Origin of the sequence: Pseudomonas algeriensis, assembly GCF_048847255.1 — a bacterium.
In the GTDB taxonomy this organism is placed as follows: domain Bacteria; phylum Pseudomonadota; class Gammaproteobacteria; order Pseudomonadales; family Pseudomonadaceae; genus Aquipseudomonas.
In genome coordinates this window covers 42,647-60,580 of sequence record NZ_JBKKRK010000020.1, presented here as the reverse complement: position 1 = coordinate 60,580, position 17,934 = coordinate 42,647, and the positions used below count along the sequence as shown (strand labels likewise).

Annotated in this window: 15 protein-coding genes; 11 read left to right on the top strand and 4 right to left on the bottom strand. The window is 61.5% G+C overall.

The genetic code is table 11. The features are described 5' to 3' along the window. Positions 1-19: 19 nt before the first annotated feature. The 5 genes from cheR to flgE all read left to right on the top strand — a co-directional run bounded on the left by cheR (position 20) and on the right by flgE (position 4,121). Positions 20-847 (top strand): protein-glutamate O-methyltransferase CheR, encoded by an 828-nt coding sequence (gene cheR, locus ACLK1G_RS22905; protein WP_420767483.1) that lies wholly within the window; start codon positions 20-22, stop codon positions 845-847. Positions 848-1,201: 354 nt separating this feature from the next. Beyond that, the gene (flgB, locus tag ACLK1G_RS22900) at positions 1,202-1,609 is read left to right on the top strand and encodes a flagellar basal body rod protein FlgB (RefSeq protein ID WP_420767482.1); all 408 of its coding nucleotides are present in this window, start codon (positions 1,202-1,204) and stop codon (positions 1,607-1,609) included. A 3-nt stretch (positions 1,610-1,612) separates the two neighbouring features. Further along, entirely contained in the window at positions 1,613-2,056 is a 444-nt protein-coding gene (gene flgC / locus ACLK1G_RS22895) for a flagellar basal body rod protein FlgC (RefSeq protein WP_039591882.1), read from the top strand. Positions 2,057-2,071: 15 nt separating this feature from the next. Further along, positions 2,072-2,794: a flagellar hook assembly protein FlgD gene (gene flgD, locus ACLK1G_RS22890; protein WP_420767481.1), complete on the top strand. Its 723-nt coding sequence runs from the start codon at positions 2,072-2,074 to the stop codon at positions 2,792-2,794. 28 nt (positions 2,795-2,822) lie between these two features. Then, positions 2,823-4,121, top strand: coding sequence for a flagellar hook protein FlgE (flgE, locus tag ACLK1G_RS22885; RefSeq protein WP_420767480.1), 1,299 nt, complete (start codon positions 2,823-2,825; stop codon positions 4,119-4,121). Between the two features lie 221 nt (positions 4,122-4,342). Here the strand turns inward: flgE and ACLK1G_RS22880 are convergent, their stop codons facing one another. After that, the gene (locus ACLK1G_RS22880; RefSeq protein WP_420767479.1) at positions 4,343-7,234 is read right to left on the bottom strand and encodes a ribonucleoside-diphosphate reductase subunit alpha; all 2,892 of its coding nucleotides are present in this window, start codon (positions 7,232-7,234) and stop codon (positions 4,343-4,345) included. Between the two features lie 825 nt (positions 7,235-8,059). Here ACLK1G_RS22880 and ACLK1G_RS22875 point away from each other — a divergent pair. Together ACLK1G_RS22875 and ACLK1G_RS22870 are read left to right on the top strand one after the other, a co-directional pair. Next, positions 8,060-8,782 (top strand): response regulator, encoded by a 723-nt coding sequence (locus ACLK1G_RS22875; protein ID WP_420767478.1) that lies wholly within the window; start codon positions 8,060-8,062, stop codon positions 8,780-8,782. Then, positions 8,779-10,389, top strand: a complete 1,611-nt coding sequence (locus ACLK1G_RS22870) for an ATP-binding protein (RefSeq protein ID WP_420767477.1) — start codon at positions 8,779-8,781, stop codon at positions 10,387-10,389. Before ACLK1G_RS22875 ends, ACLK1G_RS22870 begins: the two co-directional genes overlap by 4 nt. 47 nt (positions 10,390-10,436) lie before the next feature. On the opposite strand, the gene ACLK1G_RS22865 is transcribed toward ACLK1G_RS22870, so the two are convergent. Together ACLK1G_RS22865 and ACLK1G_RS22860 are read right to left on the bottom strand one after the other, a co-directional pair. Further along, positions 10,437-11,162 carry a 4'-phosphopantetheinyl transferase family protein gene (locus tag ACLK1G_RS22865; protein ID WP_420767476.1) on the bottom strand — a complete coding sequence of 242 codons (726 nt, stop codon included), beginning with the start codon at positions 11,160-11,162 and terminating at the stop codon, positions 10,437-10,439. A gap of 197 nt (positions 11,163-11,359) precedes the next feature. Beyond that, complete coding sequence (locus tag ACLK1G_RS22860) at positions 11,360-12,148, bottom strand: dienelactone hydrolase family protein (RefSeq protein WP_420767475.1); 789 nt, start codon at positions 12,146-12,148, stop codon at positions 11,360-11,362. Between the two features lie 143 nt (positions 12,149-12,291). Between ACLK1G_RS22860 and ACLK1G_RS22855 the strand changes: the two genes are divergently transcribed. From ACLK1G_RS22855 to ACLK1G_RS22845, 3 genes are all read left to right on the top strand, one after another. Next, positions 12,292-12,891 (top strand): hypothetical protein, encoded by a 600-nt coding sequence (locus ACLK1G_RS22855; RefSeq protein ID WP_420767474.1) that lies wholly within the window; start codon positions 12,292-12,294, stop codon positions 12,889-12,891. Positions 12,892-12,984: 93 nt separating this feature from the next. Next, positions 12,985-13,662, top strand: a complete 678-nt coding sequence (locus ACLK1G_RS22850; protein ID WP_420767473.1) for a response regulator — start codon at positions 12,985-12,987, stop codon at positions 13,660-13,662. Then, positions 13,659-15,005, top strand: a complete 1,347-nt coding sequence (locus tag ACLK1G_RS22845) for an ATP-binding protein (protein ID WP_420767472.1) — start codon at positions 13,659-13,661, stop codon at positions 15,003-15,005. The genes ACLK1G_RS22850 and ACLK1G_RS22845 overlap by 4 nt, the downstream gene beginning before the upstream one ends. 59 nt (positions 15,006-15,064) lie before the next feature. Here ACLK1G_RS22845 and ACLK1G_RS22840 read toward each other — a convergent pair whose 3' ends face one another. Further along, positions 15,065-16,063 (bottom strand): AraC family transcriptional regulator, encoded by a 999-nt coding sequence (locus ACLK1G_RS22840; protein WP_420767471.1) that lies wholly within the window; start codon positions 16,061-16,063, stop codon positions 15,065-15,067. Between the two features lie 333 nt (positions 16,064-16,396). Between ACLK1G_RS22840 and ACLK1G_RS22835 the strand changes: the two genes are divergently transcribed. After that, positions 16,397-17,728 carry a dicarboxylate/amino acid:cation symporter gene (locus ACLK1G_RS22835; RefSeq protein WP_420767470.1) on the top strand — a complete coding sequence of 444 codons (1,332 nt, stop codon included), beginning with the start codon at positions 16,397-16,399 and terminating at the stop codon, positions 17,726-17,728. The last annotated feature ends 206 nt before the right edge of the window (positions 17,729-17,934 follow it).

The following is a 17,934-nucleotide window of genomic DNA, read 5'->3' as shown; positions in this document are numbered from 1 at the left end:
AGTGAAAAGAGGCGGTATTTTGTCTACGGGTAATTTGGATTTCGAACAGTTCCGGGTCTTCCTGGAAAAAGCCTGTGGCATCTTGCTTGGTGAAAACAAGCAGTACCTGGTGTCGAGCCGTCTCAATAAGTTGATGGAACAACAGGGCATCAAGTCATTGGGCGAGTTGGTTCAGCGTATCCAGACCCAGCCGCGCAGTGGCTTGCGCGAGATGGTCGTGGACGCCATGACCACCAACGAAACCCTGTGGTTTCGTGACACCTATCCCTTTGAGGTATTGAAGAACAAGGTATTGCCGGCGGCCATCAAGGCCAGCCCGGGCCAGCGCCTGCGGATCTGGTCGGCGGCCTGTTCGTCGGGGCAGGAACCTTATTCCTTGTCGATGTCCATCGATGAGTTCGAGCGCACCAACATTGGCCAGTTGAAAGGCGGCGTGCAGATCGTCGCCACCGACCTGTCCGGGACCATGCTCAACAACTGCAAGACCGGCGAGTACGACAGCCTGGCCATCGGCCGCGGCCTGTCGCCCGATCGCCTGCAACGTTATTTCGACGCCAAGGGACCGGGCAAATGGGTGGTCAAGGCGCCCATCAAGAGCCGCGTGGAGTTTCGCTCGTTCAACCTGCTGGACAGTTACGCCAGCCTGGGCAAGTTCGACATCGTGTTCTGCCGCAACGTGTTGATCTACTTCTCCGCTGAGGTGAAGAAGGACATCCTGATGCGCATCCACAGCACCCTGAAACCGGGTGGTTATTTGTTCCTGGGTGCATCCGAGGCGTTGAACGGTTTGCCGGACCATTACCAGATGGTCCAGTGCAGCCCGGGGATCATTTACCAGGCGAAGTGATTGGTTTGGATGGTAGAACGGGAGTCCCTAGGGGCTCCCGTTTTTTTTTGCGTGCTCATATTCAATCACCACTGTCCCCTGTGGGAGCGAGCTTGCTCGCGATAGCGGTATTGCAGACGACATCTACGTTGACTGACAGACCGCCATCGCGAGCAAGCTCGCTCCCACATTTTGATTTCCTTTGCCTGGATGAAAGCGGCAGAAAAGCGGCATCCGGCGGAAACCGATTGCCGCTTTTCTGGCATTGCCGCTTTGCCGTTGCCCGCAAAGCCCCGGTTTACGGGCTTTCGGAAAGTGGCACGGCGCTTGCTAAAGCCTTCGTACGTACATTCTGGTCACCCAAAGGTTTCCGACATGAGCATCAGCTTCGATAAAGCGCTCGGTATCCACGAACAGGCCCTGAGCTTCCGCGCCCAGCGTGCCGAAGTCCTGGCCAACAACATCGCCAACGCCGACACGCCGAACTACAAGGCCCGTGACCTGGACTTTTCCAAGGTACTCGCCGAGCAGAACGAGAAGACCAAGAACGGCCACTTCGCCTTGAACATGACCAACAGCCGTCATATCGAAGCCGAAGGCGTAGGCAGCGGCGACGAATCGTTGATGTATCGCACGCCGATGCAGCCCTCGGTCGACCAGAACACCGTGGACGCTCAACTGGAACAGTCCAACTACGCGGAAAACTCCGTGAACTTCCAGGCCAGCTTCACCCTGCTCAACAGTAAATTCAAAGGGCTGGTATCGGCCCTGCGTGGAGAGTAAGTCATGTCGATCGCGAGCGTTTTCAACATCGCCGGCAGTGCCATGAGTGCCCAGACCACTCGCCTGAACACCGTCGCCAGTAACATCGCCAACGCCGAGACCGTTTCGTCAAGCATCGACCAGACCTACCGCGCCCGTCACCCGGTGTTCGCCACCATGTTCCAGGGTGGCCAATCCGGCGGCAGCGATTCGCTGTTCCAGGACCAGGACGCGGCGGGGCAGGGCGTACAGGTGCTCGGCGTCGTTGAAGACCAGAGCAACCTCGAAGCACGTTACGAGCCAAACCATCCGGCCGCGGACGCCAAGGGTTATGTCTATTACCCGAACGTCAACGTCGTCGAAGAAATGGCCGACATGATTTCCGCCAGTCGTTCGTTCCAGACCAACGTCGAAATGATGAACACCGCCAAAACCATGATGCAGAAGGTCCTGACCCTCGGTCAGTGATAAGGGGCGATTCATATGAGCGTCACCAATACAACAGGCGGTTTGAGCCTCAACGAGATTCTGGCCAACTCCTCGGTCAAGACCAATACCAAGGCCGATGGCCTGGGTGCGGCGACCAATGCGGCGAGTGGCAACCAGGAATTGGGCAAGGACGCGTTCCTGCAACTGCTCGTGACCCAGCTGAAAAACCAGAACCCGCTGGAACCCCAGGACAACGGTGAGTTCGTGGCCCAACTGGCGCAATTCAGCAGCCTGGAAGGCATCACCACGCTCAACGAAACCGTGAGCGGCATTGCCGGCAACTACAACTCGTCACAAGCGTTGCAGGCTTCGTCCCTGGTCGGCCGCTCGGTGATCGCTCCGGGAGACAAGGCCGTGGTCGACACCTCCAAGAGCCTCAACGGCACCGTGGTGGTTCCGGCGGCGGTGTCCTCCCTCACCGTCAAGATCATGGACAAGGATGGCAAGACCGTCCGCACCATCGACCTGGGCAGCCAGAAGTCGGGCAACTCTGCCTTCATCTGGGACGGCAAGAACGACGCGGGCACGACGGTAGAGTCGGGCACGTACACCTTCGCGGCCTCGACCACCATCGATGGCAAGGCCACGTCGCTGATCACCAACCTGCCGGCCACGGTCAGCAGCGTGACGATCAGCCAGACGGGCGGTGAGCTGATGCTCAACCTGGCCGGGCTGGGCAGCATCGCCCTGTCCAAAGTACAAACTATTGGTATGTAGAGCCGACTAACCGGCAAAAGGAGTCAACATGTCTTTCAACATCGGCCTTAGCGGTCTCTATGCAGCCAACAAACAGCTGGACGTGACCGGCAACAACATCGCCAACGTGGCGACCACCGGTTTCAAATCGTCCCGCGCGGAATTCGAAGACGTCTACTCGGCCACCAAGCTGGGTTCGGGCAGCAAGACCGTCGGCAACGGCGTGCGCCTGGCCAACGTTTCCCAGCAGTTCGGCCAGGGTGACGTGAACAACACCGGCAACGTGCTGGACATGGGGATCCAGGGCCAGGGCTTCTTTGTCCTGAGCAACGACGGCTCCCTGAGCTACACCCGTGCCGGTACTTTCAAGACCGACAAGGAAGGCTACGTCACCAACAGCGATGGCACGGCTCGTTTGCAGGGCTATGGCGTGGATGCCAACGGCAAGATCCTCAACGGTATCCTGACCGACCTGCGTATCGACACCTCGAACCTGCCGCCGCAAGCCACCAGCCTGGTTTCGTCGACCATCAACCTGAACTCGACGGCGACGCCGATCACTGCCGCGTTCAACCCGGCTGACACGGCGACCTTTACCAAGCAGTTCACCACCCCGATCTACGACACCCAGGGTAACCAGCACTCGATGGACCAATACATGGTCAAGACAGGCTCCAATACCTGGAACGTCTATACCTTGATCGATGGTCGTAACCTCGATGGCAGCTTGCCGACCACGACCGGTGCGACCGCGCCTGTTCCTTCGACCATGAACTTCGATTCGAGCGGCAAGTTGACCACGGTCACCACTCCGCCAGCGACCGTTAACAGCGATCTGGTGTTGACCGGCTGGGTTCCGGGCACCGTGACCAACGGAACCTGGACCGCCAACGGCGCCGCGAGCGCACCGACCATCACGATTTCGATGGGCAACACCACTCAGTTCAACGCCGACACCGCTCGTTCGATTCCTGCCCAGAACGGCTACGCCACCGGCCAGATTACCAACCTGACCATCGATGGCAGCGGTGTGATGCTCGCCAACTTCAGCAACAACCAGACCAAGCCGATCGGCCAGATCGCCCTTGCCAGCTTCACCAACGAGCAAGGCCTGCAGCCAGTAGGCGGCACCAGCTGGAAGGAAACGTTCGCCTCGGGTATCCCGGGCTACGATGCTCCACAGACCGGCACCCTGGGTTCGATCGTCTCCAACTCCCTGGAGGAGTCCAACGTCAACCTGACCAACGAACTGGTCGAGCTGATCAAGGCGCAGAGCAACTACCAGGCGAACGCCAAGACCATCTCTACCCAGAGCACCATCATGCAGACCATCATTCAGATGGCTTGATGCCGAAGGTCGCTTGAAAGCTGCATAAGGAGCCCCTCGAAAGAGGGGCTTTTTCATGAGCTTCAGTTTTGTATTGTTTGGGCCTGCCTCTTCGCGAGCAGGCTCGCGAAGAGGCAGGCCCAGGCGCCTACTTTTCGCCAGGCAAAAGAAAACCCCCGATAAACCAGCGGTCTATCGGGGGCTTCTTTCAGCGGGCGCCTTTAGGCGCCTACCCGCTCAGCTTATTGGCAAGCTTCGCAATCCGGCTCATCGATCGCGCAGGCTTTTGGCACTGGCGCAGGTCCTGCTGGAGCAGCCAGGACTGAGTCATCACCGTGGTTGCCGCCAGCGGAAACCGCGTTCAGCTTGCCGGTGTTGATGGTCGACTTCTCGGTGCTGGTGGCGGCCAAGGCACGGAGGTAGTAAGTCGTTTTCAGGCCACGGTACCAAGCCATGCGGTAGGTCACGTCCAGCTTCTTGCCCGAGGCGCCGGCGATGTACAGGTTCAGCGACTGAGCCTGGTCGATCCACTTCTGGCGACGGCTGGCGGCGTCTACGATCCACTTGGTGTCCACTTCGAACGCGGTCGCATAGAGCGCTTTGAGCTCTTGCGGGATGCGCTCGATCTGCTGCACCGAACCGTCGTAGTACTTCAAGTCGTTGATCATGACCGAGTCCCACAGGCCGCGGGCCTTGAGGTCGCGAACCAGGTACGGGTTGATCACGGTGAATTCGCCCGACAGGTTCGATTTCACGTACAGGTTCTGGTAGGTCGGTTCGATCGACTGCGACACGCCAGTGATGTTGGCGATGGTGGCGGTCGGTGCGATGGCCATGATGTTGGAGTTACGGATGCCTTTCTGCACACGGGCGCGAACCGGTGCCCAGTCCAGGGTTTCCTTCAGATCCACGTCGATGTACTTCTCGCCGCGCTGGGCGATCAGGATCTGTTGCGAGTCCAGCGGCAGGATGCCCTGGGACCACAGCGAACCCTGGAACGTCTCGTACGAACCGCGCTCGTCGGCCAGGTCGCAGGAAGCCTGGATCGCGTAGTAGCTGACCGCTTCCATGGACTTGTCGGCGAACTCGACCGCAGCGTCCGAACCGTACGGGATGTGCTGCAGGTACAGCGCGTCCTGGAAGCCCATGATGCCCAGGCCGACCGGACGGTGCTTGAAGTTGGAGTTCTTCGCTTGCGGCACCGAGTAGTAGTTGATGTCGATCACGTTGTCGAGCATGCGCACGGCGGTGTTCACGGTGCGTTGCAGCTTGGCGGTGTCCAGCTTGCCGTCGACGATGTGGTTCGGCAGGTTGATCGAGCCCAGGTTGCAGACCGCGATCTCGTCCTTGTTGGTGTTCAAGGTGATCTCGGTGCACAGGTTCGAGCTGTGGACCACGCCCACGTGCTGCTGCGGGCTGCGCAGGTTGCACGGGTCCTTGAAGGTCAGCCATGGGTGGCCGGTTTCGAACAGCATCGACAGCATCTTGCGCCACAGGTCTTTGGCCTGGACGACTTTGAACAGCTTGATCTTGTTGTACTCGGTCAGGGCTTCGTAGTACTCGTAGCGCTCTTCGAAGGCCTTGCCGGTCAGGTCGTGCAGGTCTGGCACTTCGGACGGCGAGAACAGGGTCCACTTGCCGTCATCGAAGACGCGCTTCATGAACAGGTCAGGGATCCAGTTGGCGGTGTTCATGTCGTGGGTACGACGACGATCATCACCGGTGTTCTTGCGCAGCTCGATGAACTCTTCGATGTCCATGTGCCAGGTTTCCAGGTAGGCACAGACCGCGCCCTTGCGCTTGCCGCCCTGGTTGACCGCAACGGCAGTGTCGTTGACCACTTTGAGGAACGGCACGACGCCCTGGGATTTGCCGTTGGTGCCCTTGATGTACGAGCCCAATGCGCGGACCGGGGTCCAGTCGTTGCCCAGGCCACCGGCGAATTTGGACAGCATGGCGTTGTCGTGGATTGCGCCGTAGATGCCCGACAGGTCGTCCGGCACGGTGGTCAGGTAGCAGCTCGACAGCTGTGGACGCAGGGTGCCGGCGTTGAACAGGGTCGGGGTCGAGGCCATGTAGTCGAAGGACGACAACAGGTTGTAGAACTCGATCGCACGGTCTTCACGCTGCTTCTCTTCGATCGCCAGGCCCATGGCCACGCGCATGAAGAAGACCTGCGGCAGTTCGAAGCGCACGCCATCCTTGTGGATGAAGTAACGGTCGTACAGGGTTTGCAGGCCCAGGTAGGTGAATTGCTGGTCACGCTCGTGGTTGATCGCCTTGCCGAGTTTTTCCAGGTCGAATTCGGCCAGGACAGGGTTCAGCAATTCGTACTCGATCCCCTTGGCGACATAGGCCGGCAGGGCCTTGGCGTACAGGTCGGCCATTTCGTGGTGGGTCGCGCTCTCGGCGACTTCCAGGAAGCTCAGGCCTTCGGCGCGCAGGGTGTCCATCAGCAGGCGCGCGGTCACGAACGAGTAGTTCGGCTCGCGTTCCACCAGGGTCCGCGCGGTCATCACCAGGGCGGTGTTGACGTCCTTGAGGGCGACGCCGTCATAGAGGTTCTTCAGGGTTTCGCGCTGGATCAGGTCGCCATCGACTTCTTCCAGACCTTCGCAGGCCTCGGTGACGATGGTGTTCAGGCGGCCCATGTCCAGCGGCGCGAGGCTGCCGTCGGCGCGTGCGATGCGGATCGAAGGGTGAGCCTGGACCGGCGCGTCGGCCGGCGCGCGGGTGGCGCGCTCCTTGGCGCGGGAGTCACGGTAGATCACGTAGTCGCGAGCCACTTTCTGCTCGCCGGCACGCATCAGGGCCAGTTCGACCTGGTCCTGGATTTCTTCGATGTGGATGGTGCCGCCCGAAGGCATGCGACGCTTGAAGGTCGCGGTGACCTGTTCGGTCAGGCGGGCGACGGTGTCGTGGATTCGCGACGAGGCGGCAGCGGTGCCGCCCTCAACTGCGAGGAACGCTTTGGTGATGGCGACGGTGATCTTGTCATCGGTGTAGGGAACGACAGTGCCGTTACGCTTGATCACGCGCAGTTGGCCCGGCGCGGTGGCGGACAGATCCGGGCTCGAATCGGCGGCCAGCGGCGCGGTGCCCTGCGGGTTCTCGCGAGTTGTGTCGGTGTGCATGGGTGTCTCCACGTTCTCTATGTTTATTTGGGCACCATCACGGTGCCCACCGTTCCGTCCTGAAGCACTACAACCGACTGGCGCCGGGTATAACAACTTCGGGACAGTAGGGCGCGGGCCTGCGGCGTCGCGTCCATCCGAAGTTCTTGGATCGCGAGCCTGGGCTCGGAACCTGGTTTATCAAGGTGGCAGCAAAGGACTGCAACACCCGTACCGTTCCGGTCGTTTTCGACCTTGGAAACGGCTGCCATCCGCAGGGGCGGTCTGGACTTGTGAAACAGCGGTGTTGCAGAAGGACAGAGGCGAGAAAAGCGCTTGAATTCTCTATCCGACTTGTGTTTGGTTTTTGGCCGAAAACCCTACATGTAGGGTTTTTTACGCGGCGGGCTACAAGATAATGCGTTTTCGGACATGAATCAACGTGCTGCCTGTGGATAAGCCTGTGCGTAATTTGTGTGCGAAACGAGGAACTCCTCTGTAGGCCGCGACCTAGCTGGAGCGAGCCTTTTTTCAACGATTCTGACGACTCGAAAACCGGCCGGAGTTTTTTGCGGGCGCGGACGTTACCACACAAATCCAGCCCGACCGAACGCATTTGTCCGCTTGTTTTCTGCGCAAGCCGCGTTTATACAATCGGCCGGTGCATGGGCGTGTTTATCCTCCTTTAACATGACAAACGATGGAGGGGCGGTGGGCATTGTGGGAGCGAGCTTGCTCGCGATAGCGTCGGACCGGTAACGGTGATGCTGGCTGACCCACCGCCATCGCGAGCAAGCTCGCTCCCACAGAGTTCCATGTGCCCCCACAACAATAAGAGGCCCCCCAGTGGAACAAGAAGCCTGGCAGATATTGATCGTCGAGGATGACCAGCGTCTGGCTGAGCTGACCCGCGAATACCTGGAAAGCAATGGCCTTCGCGTCGCCATCGAGGGCAACGGCGCGGTCGCGGCGCAGCGGATCATCGACGAGCAGCCGGACCTGGTGATCCTCGACCTGATGCTGCCCGGCGAAGACGGCCTGAGCATCTGCCGCAAAGTGCGCGAGCACTACGACGGCCCGATCCTCATGCTGACGGCGCGTACCGACGACACCGACCAGATCCAGGGCCTGGACCTTGGGGCTGATGACTATGTCTGCAAGCCGGTGCGGCCACGCCTGTTGCTGGCGCGCATCCAGGCCCTGTTGCGGCGCAGCGAGCCGGAGCCGTCCGTGCCGCAGAAACCGCGCCGCCTGGAGTTCGGGCCGCTGGTGGTCGACGACGCCTTGCGCGAAGCCTGGTTGCAGGACAAGGGGATTGAGCTGACCAGCGCCGAATTCGACCTGCTGTGGCTGCTGGTGTCCAATGCCGGACGCATCCTGTCTCGCGAGGAGATTTTCACTGCCCTGCGCGGGATCGGCTACGACGGCCAGGACCGCTCCATCGACGTGCGCATCTCGCGCATCCGCCCCAAGATCGGTGACGACCCCGACCATCCACGGTTGATCAAGACCATTCGCAGCAAAGGCTACCTGTTCGTTCCCGAAGCTTGCGTAGACGCCGCTCCGTGAACTCGATCTTCCTGCGCATCTATGGCGGCATGTGCGCGGCCCTGGTGTTGGTCGCGGTACTGGGCGTACTGGCGCTGCATCAGCTCAACCAGACGCGTGCCGAGCAGTACCGCGAGCGCCTGGCCCATGGCACGTTTTCCTTGATGGCCGATAATCTGCGGCCGATGAACGGCACGGAGCGCCGTCGTGCCCTGGCGGTGTGGGCGCGCCTGCTGGGCATCCCGCTGGAACTGCAGGCGCTCAGCCAGGCCGACCTCGACCTGGGCCAGCGCACCCGCGTGCTGCGCGGGCAGGTCCTGGTGGAACAGACCGGCCCCCACGCGGCGAAGGTCTATCGGCTGGTCAGCGACGGCGAGCAGTTGACATTGGTAGGGGAGGTTCGCCAGATCAGTGAGCAATTGGCCCGGGCGACAATCTATTTACTGGCCGACGAACTGGTGCGTTACCCGGTGGCCGAGCAGCCCGAGCGGCTTGCACAACTCAAACAGGAAAAGGGCTTCGGTTTCGACCTGCGCCTGATGACCGTCGACCAGGCGGACATGGACGAAGACCAGCGTCGTCGGGTGTCCGAGGGCGATACGGTGATGGCCCTGGGCAAGGGCGGCGACTCGATCCGGGTATTCGCCGGGATGGTTGGCACGCCGTGGGTCCTGGAAATCGGCCCCTTGTACCAGATGAATCCGTACCCGCCCGAATGGCTGGTGCTGATCGCGGCGCTGGGCTTGAGCCTGATCGGTTTGATCGTCTACCTGCTGGTACGCCAGTTGGAGCGACGGCTGCGCGGCCTGGAATCCGCCGCCACCCAGATTGCCCAGGGCAGCCTGGAGACCCGCGTGCCGGCCCGGGGCGCCGATTCGGTGGGGCGTCTGGCCGCTGCGTTCAATGCCATGGCCGAGCACTTGCAGCAGTTGTTGGCGATCCAGCGGGAGCTGGTGCGCGCGGTGTCCCACGAATTGCGCACGCCTGTGGCGCGCCTGCGCTTCGGCCTGGAAATGCTCGGCAGCGCCAGCACGCCCGAGGCCCGGGACAAATACTTGGCGGGCATGGACCACGACATCGAAGACCTGGATCGGTTGGTGGATGAAATGCTGACGTATGCGCGCCTGGAGCAGGGGTCGCCGGCGTTGAACTTCCAGCGGGTGGATCTGGATGCGCTGGTCAATCAGGTCATAGAAGAACTGGGACCTTTACGCGCCGGGATCACGGTGGAGCGTGGCCTGTGCCTGTCGGCCGCCGATTGCGACGACGCCTGGGTCGAGGCTGAGCCGCGTTTCCTGCATCGCGCCCTGCAGAATCTGGTGGGCAACGCCATGCGCCATGCCCGATCACGGGTGACAGTGAGTTACCAGGTGGGCCAGTTGCGCTGCCGGGTCGACGTCGAGGATGACGGGCCGGGGGTGCCGGAGGCCGCGTGGGAACGGGTATTCAAGCCGTTCCTGCGCCTGGACGACAGCCGGGCCCGCGCCTCGGGTGGCCATGGATTGGGGCTGTCGATCGTGCGCCGGATCATTCATTGGCATGACGGCCGGGCCTTGATCAACAAGAGCAAAAGCCTGGGCGGGGCGTGTTTCAGCTTGAGTTGGCCGAGGCATCAGGATCGGTCCTGAAAGGTGCGGCGCCTATGCCGCCCCTTCGCGAGCAGGCACTGAAGGTCTCAGGCCTCGATCCCCACCAGGCTCAACAACTGCCCATCCTTCACCCCGAACTGCCCTTGCAACTCACTGCCATGGCGCCACTCGGGCGAAAGATCGGTCAGTAGTCGTAGCCGCACCTGCCCATCATGGGACCACTCCAGCACCTCGGCATGTTCGAAATAGAAACGTTGCCCAACGATCGGGTACAGCGCCTTGAACAGGCTTTCCTTGACCGAGAAGGTCAGCGTAACCAGCAGCGCACGATCATCGCGCGAGACGGTCGCCATGCGCAGCAGTTCCGCAGGCGTGAGGATCTCACCCGCCAGGCGTTCGGCGCGTTCGGGGTCGAGCAGGTTTTCCAGGTCCATGCCCAGCCCTTGCCAACGCTGCTTCTGCGCGACAATGGCGGCCGCCCGGCCGGTACTGTGGGTGATCGAACCGCTGACATGGGCGGGCCACACCGGCGCGCGGTCTTCGCCGATGGCGGGAATACAGGCGATACCATCAAGCCGATGCAAGGCCGCCCGGGCGCAGACTCGCCCGGCGAGGAACTCCGCCTGGCGCTTGGCCACCGAGCGCTGGATGCTCGCTGGCGGTTCGATGGCGCTGTTGGGGAAATCGGCGGCGACGAGCAGCAGCGGATCGAAACGCGTACTGAGCAGCACCGTATCGGCCAGGGCATCGGGCAGCAGCCACTGTTCATCCAGAGGCGAGCAGCAGGCGGGCAGGGCGGGGAGTGGGTTCATGCCCGGCATTTTGCCGGGTTGGCTTGAGGCTGGATAGTGGGGACGTTTGTGTGGAGCATGGCTGTCGTTTGTGGCGAGGGGATTTATCCCCGCTGGAGTGCGAAGCGCTCCCAATCGATCGGCCACCGCAGTGTGTCAGGCCTGACGAAGGGGCCGCTTCGCAGCCCAGCGGGGATAAATCCCCTCGCCACGGGGTGTCAGAAAATCTTCTTGAAGAACTTCTGCATGTCCGCCCATGACTTCTCATCGGCTTCCTTGTTGTAGCCGATGTCCGGCCCGCCATGTTCGCCGTGGCTCAGACGGTCGGCGTCGGGGTTGCTGAAGCCGTGCTTGGCGCCGTCGAGGCTGACGAACTTATAGTCGGCGCCGGCCTTGTCCATCTCGCTCTTGAACGCGGTCACGTTGTCTTCGGTGACCATGCTGTCCAGCGCGCCGTGCTCCACCAGGATCTTGGCTTTGACACTGCCTGGGGTGGCCGGGGTTTTGGTGACGAGGGCGCCATGGAAACTCACCACGCCAGCCAATGGGACGCCCTGGCGAGCGGCGTCCAGCACCACCTTGCCACCGAAGCAATAGCCGATGGCGGCAAGTTTGTCCGGATCGGTCTGCGGTTGTTTCTTCAGCAGGTCGAGCCCGGCCTGGAAGCGCGCGCTGGCCGCATTGCCGTCCTTGAGCGCGGCCTGCATGAAGGCCAGGGCGTCCTTGGGGTGCTCGGTATTCTTGCCGTCACCGTACATGTCGATCGCCAGGGCGCTGTAGCCCAGGCCGGCAAGGTCGCGGGCGCGGCGCTTGGCGTAATCATTCAGTCCCCACCATTCATGCACCACCACCACGCCCGGGCGCGGGCCCTTGACCGCGTCGTCGTAGGCGTAATAGCCGATCAGCTTCGTGCCGTCGGCACTGGTGTAGGGAATCTCCTGGGTCTGGATGGCGGCGTGGCTGGCGCTGCTCAAGGCCAGAAGTACAACGGCAAGCAATCTGCGCATGATCGATCTCCTTAAAAAAGTGGGTGCACACAGACTAGCCGATTCATTCAGCCCAGGTTCAGAGAACGTTCAAGGAGGGTTCAGGGAGCAATGGCTATCGTGGCGGCGACTTCACACAACCCTTGCTTCAAAAGGAACTGATCATGACTCATATGAAAAAACTGCTGCTTGCATTCACTGTATTGGGTGCCACCGCCATGGCCCATGCCGATGACAATTTCGCCAGCCTGACCCTCGGCCAGACCAGTGACAAGGTCAAGAAATCCAACGCGCTGGACCGGAACCTGGGCAATCCGAACGCCGATGGCGTCATTGGCAAGGACACCACCTACGGCCTGCGCCTGGGCCGGCAGAACGATCAAGGCCGCTACTACGCCACCTATGACAACGTGTCGGGCAGCCACAACGGCATCAAGCTGCGCCAGGAAAACCTGCTGGGTAGCTACGATGTGTTTTATCCAGTGACCAGCAGCACCAAATTGTTCGGGGGGGGCACGGCGGGGCTGACCAAGTTGACCCAGGACTCCCCGGGCTTCAGCCGCGACACCGACATCGGCTACGCCGTTGGCTTGCAGGGCGGCGTCCTGCAACAAATTTCGCGAAACACCTCGGTGGAACTGGGGTACCGTTACCTGCGCAGCAATGCCAGCACTGAGATGAGCCCGCACGGGGGCGCGAAGGTCGGCTCCCTGGACCTGACCAGCAGCGCCCAGACTTACCTGTCCGCGAACTACACGTTCTAGGCGGCAGGCAATGGAGACGTGCAGCCGGGTCGGCCCAAGACGACCCGGCGCCTTTTTCGATACCTGCTGTCTTGAATCGCCTGGGAGAGGCCCATGAAACTATTGGTTGTCGAAGACGAAGCGCTGTTGCGTCATCACCTGCAAACCCGTCTCACCGACAGCGGCCATGTGGTGCAGGCCGTGGCCAATGCCGAAGAGGCCATGTATCAGGTCCGCGAGTTCAATCATGACCTGGCGGTGATCGACCTGGGCCTGCCGGGCATCAGCGGCCTGGAACTGATTCGCCGCCTGCGTTCCCAGGACAAGTCCTTCCCGATCCTGATCCTGACCGCCCGCGGCAACTGGCAGGACAAGGTCGAAGGCCTCGCCGCCGGGGCCGACGACTATGTGGTCAAGCCGTTCCAGTTCGAAGAGCTGGAGGCCCGGCTCAACGCCCTGCTGCGCCGCTCCAGCGGTTTCACCCAGTCGACCATCGTCGCCGGGCCATTGCTGCTCGACCTCAACCGCAAGCAGGCGTCCCTCGATGAAGAACCGCTGGCGCTGACGGCCTACGAATACCGCATCCTCGAATACCTGATGCGCCATCACCAGCAGGTCGTCGCCAAGGACCGCTTGATGGAGCAGCTGTACCCGGATGACGACGAGCGCGATCCCAATGTCATCGAAGTGTTGGTCGGCCGCTTGCGCCGCAAACTGGAAGCCCCGGCCGGCTTCAAGCCGATCGACACCGTGCGGGGCCTGGGTTACCTGTTCAACGAGCGCTGCCAGTGATTCGTTCCCTGCGGCTGCGCTTGATGCTGTCCGCCATGACCCTGGCGGTGTTGTTCATGCTGGCGTTGCTGCCGGCGATGCAAGGCGCGTTCAGCCTGGCGTTGCAGGAATCCATCGAGCAACGCCTGGCGTCGGATGTGACCACGCTGATTTCCGCCGCCCGGGTGGAAAACAATCGACTGAAGATGCCGGCGCAATTGCCCGACGAACGCTACAACCTCGCCGATGCCCGGCTGTTGGGCTACATCTATGATCGCGACGGACGCCTGGTCTGGCGTTCGAAGGCGACCCAGGAAGAGCGCATCAATTACGTGCCGCGCTACGACGGGCAGGGCAACCAGTTCGCGCGGATCCGCGAGGATAACGGCCAGGAGTTCTTCGTCTATGACGTCGAGGTCAAGTTGTTGGGCGGCCAGAGCGCGGCGTTCAGTATCGTTACCCTGCAGCCGGTGCGCGACTATGAGGTCACCTTGCAAGGACTGCGGGACAATCTTTACCTGGGGTTTGGCGCTGCCCTGGCGGTATTGCTGGCGCTGTTGTGGATCGGCCTGACCTGGGGGTTGCGCGCCTTGCGGCGCCTGAGCCAGGAGCTGGATGAAATCGAAGCAGGCACCCGCGAAAGCCTCAGCTCCGCCCACCCCCGCGAACTGTTGCGCCTGACCGGCTCCCTCAACCGCCTGTTGCACAGCGAGCGCGAGCAGCGCAGCCGTTATCGGGACTCCCTCGATGACCTGGCTCACAGCCTGAAGACCCCGCTGGCGGTGTTGCAAGGTGTCAGCGAAGACATGGCCCGGCGTCCCCAGGACCGTGGACAGGCGTGGGTGCTGCAAACCCAGATCGAACGCATGAGCCAGCAGATCGGCTATCAGTTGCAGCGCGCCAGCCTGCGTAAAAGCGGTCTGGTGCGGCACCAGGTGCCCTTGCGTCCAGTGCTGCAAAGCCTGTGCAACACCCTCGACAAGGTCTATCGCGACAAGCGCGTTCGGGTCGATTTCGATCTGCCTGAGCAGGGCCAGGTGCCGATCGAACAGGGCGCCCTCCTGGAGATGCTCGGCAACCTTTTGGAGAACGCTTATCGGCTATGCCTGGGGGAGGTTCGGGTCAGCATGCACCAGACCCTCGGCGGTACGGAGTTGAGCGTCGAGGACGACGGCCCGGGTGTGCCACCGGACCAGCGTGCGCGGATTCTCCAACGGGGCGAGCGATTGGATCGCCAGCATCCGGGGCAGGGAATCGGGTTGGCGGTGGTCAAGGACATCATCGAAAGCTACGGCGCGCGATTGACCCTGGGGGATTCGGAGTTGGGCGGCGCGGCGTTTCGGATTCTTTTTCCGGTGGTTTGAGTGGCGTTTCAGTGTGCTACAGGAATCGGTACATGCAGCAAAGATGCAGGATGTCCCCCTCAGTTCTCCAACTCCCGATAAGCCCCCGGCGTCACCCCGGTCCACTTCTTGAACGCCCGATGAAACGCCGACGGCTCGGAGAATCCCAACTGTTCGGCAATCTGCTGCAACGACAGATCCGCCCGGCCCAAATGGTAGATGGCGATATCCCGCCGCAACTGATCCTTGAGCTCCTGAAAGCTGGTGCCTTCTTCGCGAAGGTGCCGGCGCAGCGTCTGGGCGCTGATGTGCAGGTGTGCGGCGACGGTGTCCAGGTCGGGCCAGCGCGCCGTGTCGCGGCTGAGGAGGCGGCGCAGTTGGCTGGTCAGGCTGTGGCCGTCGTCTGGGCGCGACAGCAGGTCGGCGGGGGAGCGTTCGAGAAAATGCTTGAGGGTTCGCTCGTCCTGCAGCAAGGGCATTTCCAGGTAGCGACCATGGAACAACAAGCTGCTGCGTCGGGCCTCGAAGACCAGCGGGCAAGGGAACAGCAGGTCGTATTCTGCGCCGTGGCTGGGCTTGGCGTAGCTGAAGGTGGCCTGTTCCAGGCCGATCCGTTGGCCGATCAGCCAACTGCCGAGGCGATGCCAGATGACCAGCAGGCTTTCCGCCAGGAAGTGATCAGGGTCGCGTAGCGTCGACTCGTCCAGGGTCAACCGTACCCGGTCGCCTTCGCTCTCCAGGATCAGGCTCGGCGCATCGGGAAACAGGCTGTAGAACAACAGGCCGCGTTGCAGGGCTTTGCCCAGGGTCCGACAATGGATCAACGTGTGACACATCATGGCAAACGTCCCCGGTTTACTCGGGGCGCTGCCGAATCCCAGGTATTCGTCCCCCAACGCCACCCACAGCGCCTGCAACAGGCGGGCGAACTGCTCGGGCGCGATGCGTGCCCGCGGCTCGTCGAGCAACTCCGGGCTGATGCCCAGCTGTTGCAGCAGCGACGAATAGTCAAAGCCTTGCCGGCGCGCGCCACCCAGGGCTGCGCGGGCGAAATGGCTGGCAATTGTGCGTTGGCGCATGAGGCATAGATCCGTCCGTTAGGCGAGCGATGGTAGCAGGGCGTCTGCGCTGGGCAAGGCGGATATCCGCCAAATCCAGGAGTGAGAAATGGAGTCTTGGCGGGAATCCGCCATCCTTCGCCACCTGTTTAATCGACGATGAATAAACAAAAACGTTATGGGACGCGGGTTGTAGGGCATTTCTTAAAAATGGCACGGGCCTTGCGATGTCCTGTGCAGGTCTGCCCCGTGCAGCCGACAAAACAAATCCCTCCAGTGCAGGAGGGTTCGCAATTGAGGTGTCGTGGACAACAGGTGGATGTTGTCATACGGGACTCTTGAGGAAGGTTTGCCATGACGACTCGTCAGCCCTTGTACAAATCCCTGTATTTCCAGGTAATCGTAGCCATTGCCATCGGCATTTTGCTCGGCCACTTCTACCCGCAGACCGGCGTTGCCCTCAAGCCGTTCGGTGACGGGTTCATCAAGTTGATCAAGATGGTCATCGCCCCGATCATCTTCTGTACCGTCGTCAGTGGTATCGGCGGCATGCAGAACATGAAGTCGGTCGGCAAGACCGGCGGCTACGCGCTGCTGTATTTTGAAATCGTCTCTACCATTGCCCTGCTGATCGGCCTGGTCGTGGTCAACGTCGTGCAACCGGGCAACGGCATGCACATCGACGTAACGACCCTGGACACCAGCAAGATCGCCGGCTTCATCAATGCCGGTAAAGACCAGAGCATCGTTGCCTTCATTCTCAACGTGATCCCTAACACCATCGTCGGCGCGTTCGCCAACGGTGACATCCTGCAAGTGCTGATGTTCTCGGTGCTCTTCGGTTTCGCCCTGCATCGCCTGGGTTCTTATGGCAAGCCGGTGCTGGACTTCATCGACCGTTTCGCCCACGTGATGTTCATCATCATCAACATGATCATGAAGCTGGCCCCGATCGGTGCGTTCGGCGCCATGGCCTTCACCATCGGCGCCTACGGTGTCGGTTCGCTGGTGCAACTGGGCCAGCTGATGATCTGCTTCTACATCACCTGCGTGGTCTTCGTGCTGGTGGTGCTGGGCGCCATCTGCCGCGCCCACGGCTTCAGCGTGGTCAAGCTGATCCGCTACATCCGTGAAGAACTGCTGATCGTGCTGGGTACCTCTTCCTCGGAATCGGCCCTGCCGCGCATGCTGATCAAGATGGAGCGCCTGGGTGCCAAGAAATCCGTCGTGGGTCTGGTGATCCCGACTGGCTACTCGTTCAACCTCGACGGTACTTCGATCTACCTGACCATGGCCGCGGTGTTCATCGCCCAGGCCACCGACACTCCAATGGACATCACGCATCAGATCACCCTGTTGCTGGTCCTGCTGCTGTCGTCCAAAGGCGCTGCCGGCGTGACCGGTAGTGGTTTCATCGTGCTGGCGGCGACCCTGTCGGCCGTGGGCCATCTGCCTGTGGCGGGCCTGGCGCTGATCCTGGGTATCGACCGCTTCATGTCCGAAGCCCGTGCCCTGACCAACCTGGTGGGCAACGCCGTTGCCACGATCGTAGTCGCCAAGTGGGTCAAGGAGCTGGACGAAGACCAGCTGCAGACCGAACTGGCCTCCGGTGGTCGCGGTATCTCCGACGTGCGTGAAGACGACGACGCGGTTGCAACGGCCGAAACCGCGCTGCCAACCAAGTAAGCTTCAGCCCGTAACAAGAAACCCGCTTCGGCGGGTTTTTTGTTGGGCCGTGCTTTCCGGGTGAAGTGCTTTTTGTGGCGAGGGAGCTTGCTCCCGCTGGGTTGCGGAGCGACCCCAGGATCTACCTGCCACTGAGGGGCTTCGTGTAATACGCAAGGGGCTGCTGCGCAGCCCAGCGGGAGCAAGCTCCCTCGCCACGACGGCCC

Coding starts and splice junctions, on each gene's coding strand:
- ACLK1G_RS22850 (WP_420767473.1), top strand. CDS start 12,985: ATGAAACTATTGGTTGTCGAAGACGAAGCGCTGTTGCGTCATCACCTG.
- flgD (WP_420767481.1), top strand. CDS start 2,072: ATGAGCGTCACCAATACAACAGGCGGTTTGAGCCTCAACGAGATTCTG.
- ACLK1G_RS22855 (WP_420767474.1), top strand. CDS start 12,292: ATGACTCATATGAAAAAACTGCTGCTTGCATTCACTGTATTGGGTGCC.
- ACLK1G_RS22880 (WP_420767479.1), bottom strand. CDS start 7,234: ATGCACACCGACACAACTCGCGAGAACCCGCAGGGCACCGCGCCGCTG.
- ACLK1G_RS22865 (WP_420767476.1), bottom strand. CDS start 11,162: ATGAACCCACTCCCCGCCCTGCCCGCCTGCTGCTCGCCTCTGGATGAA.
- flgE (WP_420767480.1), top strand. CDS start 2,823: ATGTCTTTCAACATCGGCCTTAGCGGTCTCTATGCAGCCAACAAACAG.
- flgB (WP_420767482.1), top strand. CDS start 1,202: ATGAGCATCAGCTTCGATAAAGCGCTCGGTATCCACGAACAGGCCCTG.
- ACLK1G_RS22860 (WP_420767475.1), bottom strand. CDS start 12,148: ATGCGCAGATTGCTTGCCGTTGTACTTCTGGCCTTGAGCAGCGCCAGC.
- ACLK1G_RS22835 (WP_420767470.1), top strand. CDS start 16,397: ATGACGACTCGTCAGCCCTTGTACAAATCCCTGTATTTCCAGGTAATC.
- flgC (WP_039591882.1), top strand. CDS start 1,613: ATGTCGATCGCGAGCGTTTTCAACATCGCCGGCAGTGCCATGAGTGCC.
- ACLK1G_RS22840 (WP_420767471.1), bottom strand. CDS start 16,063: ATGCGCCAACGCACAATTGCCAGCCATTTCGCCCGCGCAGCCCTGGGT.